This window comes from Emticicia fluvialis (assembly GCF_024793945.1).
Classification (GTDB): domain Bacteria; phylum Bacteroidota; class Bacteroidia; order Cytophagales; family Spirosomataceae; genus Emticicia; species Emticicia fluvialis.
Genome location: NZ_JANUSD010000005.1, coordinates 304914 through 311476, shown reverse-complemented (window position 1 = coordinate 311476; position 6563 = coordinate 304914). Strand labels below are relative to the sequence as shown.

Genomic DNA, 6563 nt, shown 5'->3' with positions numbered 1-6563 from the left:
AGGACTATTTATGTACTTTTTGAATCTTACCAGATAAAATATCGCTACGCCGCTTAGTAAAACCCGAATCCTTTCGATCTAAACTAAAAAAAGAAGCTGCCCCTTTTTGGACAGCCTCTTTTGCGTTTAACAGATTCCTCTTACTCTGCGCTCATGGCTCGCTTTTCAAGGTGATCGTCCAACCTTAGGCGGTCGATACCTTTTTCTAGCCAATCCGCGGCAGGTTTACCTTTCAGGTGGTAGTCGAAGAACTCCATCATACGCACAGCGTAATCTTTGCGGTTAGATAACTTAGCCAATCCGTGGTTTTCGCCTTTGTATTGTATCAATACCACAGGTTTTTTCAAACGACGCAACGCGTTGTAATATTCAATACCCTGTGTAAAGTCAACGGCTCCGTCGGCATCGTTGTGTAATAACAACAATGGCGTATTTACTTTCTTTACATGATACAATGGCGAGTTGCGGTTGTAAGCCTCCCAGTTTTCCCAGGGTGGTAGTAAGCGGCCTTGTGAGGCTTCAAAAATAGCGCCGTTAGATGAACCCGAGTTTTTGTAAATCAGGTTATACATCGAAATCATATCCGTTAAAGGTGCACCTGCGGCAGCAGCTTTGAACATATTGGTCTGGGTAATTAAGAAACTGGTTTGGTAACCACCCCAGCTATGTCCGTGAATACCCATTTTGGTTTCATCAATGATTCCGGTTTTGATAGCTGCCTTTACGCCCGGTAACACACACCATACTGCCGACATACCCGGGTCGTTTAGTTTATAAACAATATCCGGAATAAATACAGCATAACCGTTTGAAGTATATACACTTGGGTTCCAGCCCCCACCCGGATATAACGGATTAGCAAAGCTGTTAAGGGTTTGAGATAACTTTTCGTAATAATAAATAATAGTAGGGTATTTTTTACCTGCTTCATAGCCTGCCGGTAAGAATAAAGCACCTTGAAGTTTATCGCCCTTATCGCTTTTGTAATCAATCAGCCTTACGGAAGGAGACCACGCATAATTATTCAGCAATGGGGTGTTCTGGCTAAGCTGTTGTGCATTTTCTAAGCCAGCCGTGGTAGAAAGGTAGTATTCAGGCGAGGCCTTGAAGGTCTGGCGCGTAAACACATAAGCGTTTGCTTTTTTAGCTTTGGTAAGGCTACCTACAGAGGTATCTTCCCACAAAAGGGTTTTTAATTGTCCGTTTTCAAGCGCAACAAATCCGCTTTTCTTGGTCCATTCTCCGTATGTTCTGATGTATTGCGTTTTTGCAAGATCAATACCTTTTTCTTCAGGGTCTAGTACATATCTGTTCTGATAACGAATCTGCTCTGCTTTACCATTTTTGGTCAGGTTTTGTGGAGTTGCTGAGCCATCGACAGATAATTTCCAGATATCCCAACCATCACCCACGAGTACAAAGCGGCTGTCGTTAGTCCAGCCAAAAACATCATAAGGCGGTTTACGTACGTTATGGTCGTCTTCAATATCTACAAAAGAAGTGCCTGCCTTGCTTGAAATATTGAGAGAAGCCTGGGATTCCATATTATAAACCATCCAGCTGCCGTCTTTCCAGAACAAGAACTTTTTACCATCCGGCGATGCTATCGGGCTTGCATAAAAGTTGGGCATATAGTGCTTTTCTAATACTTTAGTGCGTTTACCGGTGCCAAGGTCTACCACATAAATATCTGCATAATTTTGGCCGTCCAGATTATTATCAAGCTCATAATTGGTTATATCATTCCCTACGCCATACAGTTGCTTGGGCGCCACATTCAGGCTCTTAAGGCTACTGTCAGTCAGTCTTAAAAACTTTTTGGCGGCAATATCATAATTGGCAATAAAGCTGAAGTTTTTATCCTGATTCTCAAGCACCTGCTGGCGAGACTGCAAGCGTTTATCCTGCCAGTGCCAGATAGTCATATCGGGCTTTTCTTTATTGGCATCAGCTGGTGCGGCGGCAACTTTTCTGGTAGTATCTGCTTTTACTTTGCTGATGGCCTTGGCCAAATCTTCAATGGTCTTAATGCTTGTATCGGCTTTTATTTTAGCCAGTTTTTCAGCATCACTCTCTTTTTTTACCGTGTCTTTTTTAGTTTCGGCTTTTGGTGTTTCTTTCTTGGCGGGCTCGGTTTTGGCAATACCAAAGTATAATCTGCCCAGATCTTCCGACCAATACGGCGTTCTGTTACCGCTGATAGTCATACCTTTCGGAAAAGCCACCGTATCTTTTTTAGGCTCGTAAGTTACCAGTTCAGGCACTCCGCTAAAGTTTTTCACGCCTAATACGCTGTACAGGTCGTTTTTAAATTTCTCATCTTTTATGCCTTTCAGAAGTGCCAGCCCATCTCCTTTCTCTGTCCAGCTCAGCGATTTATAGCTGGCCTTGTCATTGTCAAGAATCATTACCACGTTGCTGGTCATATTGCGTAGCCAAAGGCCATTGCCCGCTTTTTCGGCGGCATCTACTGTCAGCGCCAGCCAGTCTCCTTTTTTATTAAATGCGTAATCGGCAATATTACCGATGTTCTGGGTTTTGCCGGAAGCCAGGTCATAAAGCAATAAATCTGACCCTTTGGCGGCATCAGCACCCGGAGGGCCCGGAGGCGTGGCGGGCGTCAGATGCAAAGCCAGTACTGACGACTGCTCACCATTAAAGTCAAAACTACGTACTCTGTCAAACTCTGTTTTCTTTTTACTGGCCAGATTTATCAGAAATACTTTATCGGGCAAGGGCTTGGCTGCCGGAGCCTTGGCTGCAGCTTTTTTGTCTTTGTCTTTTGGGTACACCTTAAAGGCAAGCCATTTTGAGTCGTCAGAGAAACTCATGTTAAAAAAGGTACCTGCCCCAAGCGGGTACTTGATTTTAGTGGTGTCGCTCGTTTTTCTGACTACCAGTTCGGCATCGCCCTCGTTGGGGTTCAACACATAGGCAAACCAGCTGCCATCAGGCGATAATTGGGTTCCTCCAAATGCAGGGATAGCTTTCCAGTTGGCTACGTCTTTCCAGGTAAGTGGTGGTTTAGGTTTGTCTTGCGCCAGCCCAACCAATGAGCATAGCAACAAGCTAAAGATAAAGTACTTTTTCATTGTTTTTATGGTATGAATGAAGATTTTGCTAAAAATAGATAAAAGATTTGAAAATCAGAAAAACCGATAGACTAACCGGTATTATATATAGTTTTCAACTTTTTTTGAGCGTTTCAGGTAGCTCTGTTTTCCTGCTAAAGTGCCATAAAAACAGGCTTTTATGCCTTTTTTTATTTACATTTAAATAATTATTGGCAAAAACTGAATCATTTTTGAAAAACATAAAAATCTTGTTTTAATTTGCCCAAAACTTTTAAATTTAAAATCATCCGGACTAGTCATGCTAAAAAATCTTACATTAGATACAACAGCTGAGAAGAATATCAATACCTGGCTTAAAGGCAGGTATGATGAAGAAACCAAAACTGCTATTCAGAAACTTATTGACGACAACAACGCAAACCAACTAACCGACTCTTTCTACAAGAATCTGGAGTTTGGAACAGGTGGAATGCGCGGTGAAATTGGTGTTGGCTCTAACCGCATGAACAAATACACTGTTGGAGCTGCCACGCAGGGATTGGCTAACTATCTTAACAAGACTTTTCCGGATCAGGAAATAAAAGTGGCTATTGCGCATGACAGCCGCAACTTCTCGCCTGAGTTTGCGCGTGTGGCTGCCGATATCCTATCTGCCAACGGTATTACGGTTTATTTATATAAAGAATTACGCCCTACGCCACAGTTATCGTTTACGGTACGGCATCTGGGTTGCCAGAGTGGCATTGTGATTACGGCCTCACACAACCCAAGAGAATACAACGGTTATAAAGTGTACTGGGTTGATGGCTCGCAGGTGGTGTCGCCGCACGATAAAAACATTGTAGCCGAAGTAAACGCCATTACCAACGTAAAAGACATCAAATTTAAAGGTGTAAAGAAACGTATAAAAATGATAGGCGAAGCGGTTGACAAAGCCTATCTGAAAGCCGTAAAAAGCATTTGCGTGAATCCGCGCATGATTAAACGCCAGTCAGACCTGAACATCGTTTTCTCTTCTATCCACGGTACAGGTATCACTATGGTACCTAAAGCGCTGGCCCAACTGGGTTTCACGAACGTTAACATTGTTGAAGAGCAGGCTACACCAGACGGAAACTTTCCGACGGTGGTGTATCCGAACCCCGAAGAGCATGAGGCCATGAACCTGGCGCTGCAAAAAGCCAAAGCGCTGAATGCCGACCTTGTAATAGCAACCGACCCTGACGCCGACCGCGTAGGTATGGCCGTGAAAGACCCGAAAGGCGAATGGCAACTGTTAAACGGTAATCAGGCAGCCAGCTTAATTATTTATTATTTGCTGAAAGCCTGGAAAAAAGCTAAAAAACTAACCGGTAAAGAGTTTGTTGCCAAAACCATTGTAACTACTGATTTGATAGACGAAATGGCAGCTAAAGCAGGTGTAAACTGCTATAATACCCTTACTGGTTTTAAATATATTGCACAGGTTATACGTGAGCTGGAAGGTGAACAGACGTTCATTGGTGGTGGTGAAGAAAGCTACGGCTACCTGATTGGCGACAAAGTACGCGACAAGGATGCCATAGCCAGTTGTGCTATGATTGCCGAGCTGACAGCATTTGCCAAAGACCAGGGCATTAGCTTGTTCGACTTCCTGGCTGAAATGTATCAGAAAAACGGTTTCTATTATGAAGGACTGATTTCTCTTACCAAAAAAGGTAAAACCGGTGCTGAAGAAATTCAGCAGATGATGGTTGATTTCAGAACCAACCCTCCTAAGAGCATTGCGGGCTCAAAGGTTATACGGATGGACGACTACAAAGCCCTTACATCAACAGACCTGAAAACCGGCGAAACCACCGCTATAGCAGCTGGCAAGCTGGGCATTGAGGCGTCTAATGTATTACAGTTCTTTACTGTTGACGGCACCAAGTTTACCTGCCGCCCGTCGGGTACTGAACCGAAAATCAAGTTCTACATTGGCGTAAGAGCAAATCTTAAGAAAAAAGATGAGTTTGATGCCACCCTTGTTGCACTTAAAGAAAAAGTAAAATCAATTCAGACAGAACTGAATCTTGTATAGTCAATAGGTGTGTCTGGCCTTGCTTTGAAGCCAGACACACTTTTTTTGCATTTTGCCTCTTTTTTTCTTCATAAATCTGCTGCATCTGCTCTTCTGGCACCACATTTGCATTGTTTTTAACAAAAAACGGCTCCTGTTTTTAGATTAACGTTATAACCCGTATTTTTACATCATCAGGTTACTTTGTTCCAAAACACCTATTTTTACAATGCTAAAGCTCCCCTTAAAAATAGTTTTTTTATGTTTTTTTGTGAGTTATTCGGTTTACAGTCAACAAGCAGGGGCGTCGAAAAATAATAATAATTTTAAAGCAAAAATTACCCATGTTGAAATAGCAGGCAGAGAGGTTTCGTTAAATAAGAGTTATGTTGTTGATTACGACCACAATGTGCTGCAATTTACTTTTGCTGTAACGCCTCCTGCACGTGATTCGTTAATTTTTAAATATCGCATTGTTGAAGACAGCTTTGAAGGACCCAAGTCTACTGACTGGTCAATAGCCAAAGGTAATTCAGCAAAAGTTGACAGCCTGAAACCGGCTGCCTATCATTTTGAGGTAAAAGCCATTGACACCAACAAGGTAGAAAGCCTGCCAGCCGTAATAGAATTTAAGATTGAGTATCCGTGGTGGCGTTCGTGGTGGTTCTGGGGTGTTTGCTTTATTACACTTTTTGGTCTTTTTTATGGCCGGGAACGCTTCCTGAAGTTCTGGTCTGACGAAGAGCAGCGGCATCACCGGCAGGTAACTGAGTTAGAGCTCAGAACGCTTCAGTTGCAGATGAACCCGCATTTTGTATTTAATGCTCTGAATGCTGTGCAAAGCTTCATATTAAACCGTGACACCATCTCGGCGAACAATTATTTATCGAAATTTGCAAATCTTATCAGGCTTTTCCTCGACTCGTCTCGTAGTAAGTACATTACACTTGCCGACGAAATAAAGCTTTTGAGCCTGTATGTTGAAATTGAAATGATGCGATTTGAAAACAAGTTTGAGTTTCATTTACACGTGGCGCCTGATATAGACAGATTCGTTGAAATACCAACCATGATTCTGCAACCATTTATTGAAAATGCTATCAACCATGGACTCCGGTATAAAGAGGGCAAAGGTAACCTGTATATGAGTTTTTATAACCAGGGCAAGTACCTGGTTTGCCGAATAGAAGATGATGGCGTAGGGCGTGATAAAGCCAAACAGATTCAGTCGAAATCAAGGAAAGGTTATAAATCGCAGGGCCTAAAAATAACCGAAGAACGTTTGCATACTTTTAATTTAATTGCTGATGCCGATATTCATTTTATGGTTGAAGACCGTCTGAAGCCCCCCTATGAACCCGGGGTAGACATTGGCACGACTATTGAGATTAAATTCCCTGAATTCCACTAGATTCGGTTAATTTATCTTAACGGCCCTGATAAGTAAT

General features: G+C 42.6%; 3 protein-coding genes. 2 read left to right on the top strand and 1 reads right to left on the bottom strand.

Annotation, left to right across the window (positions count from 1 at the left end):
* Window positions 1-140: 140 nt before the first annotated feature.
* Window positions 141-3092, bottom strand: coding sequence for a prolyl oligopeptidase family serine peptidase (locus NZ848_RS08270; protein WP_259015094.1), 2952 nt, complete (start codon window positions 3090-3092; stop codon window positions 141-143).
* Window positions 3093-3372: 280 nt separating this feature from the next.
* Here NZ848_RS08270 and NZ848_RS08265 point away from each other — a divergent pair, with 280 nt between their 5' ends.
* The gene (locus tag NZ848_RS08265; RefSeq protein WP_259015093.1) at window positions 3373-5136 is read left to right on the top strand and encodes a phospho-sugar mutase; all 1764 of its coding nucleotides are present in this window, start codon (window positions 3373-3375) and stop codon (window positions 5134-5136) included.
* A gap of 208 nt (window positions 5137-5344) precedes the next feature.
* Window positions 5345-6526, top strand: a complete 1182-nt coding sequence (locus NZ848_RS08260) for a sensor histidine kinase (protein ID WP_253531288.1) — start codon at window positions 5345-5347, stop codon at window positions 6524-6526.
* Window positions 6527-6563: the final 37 nt, after the last annotated feature.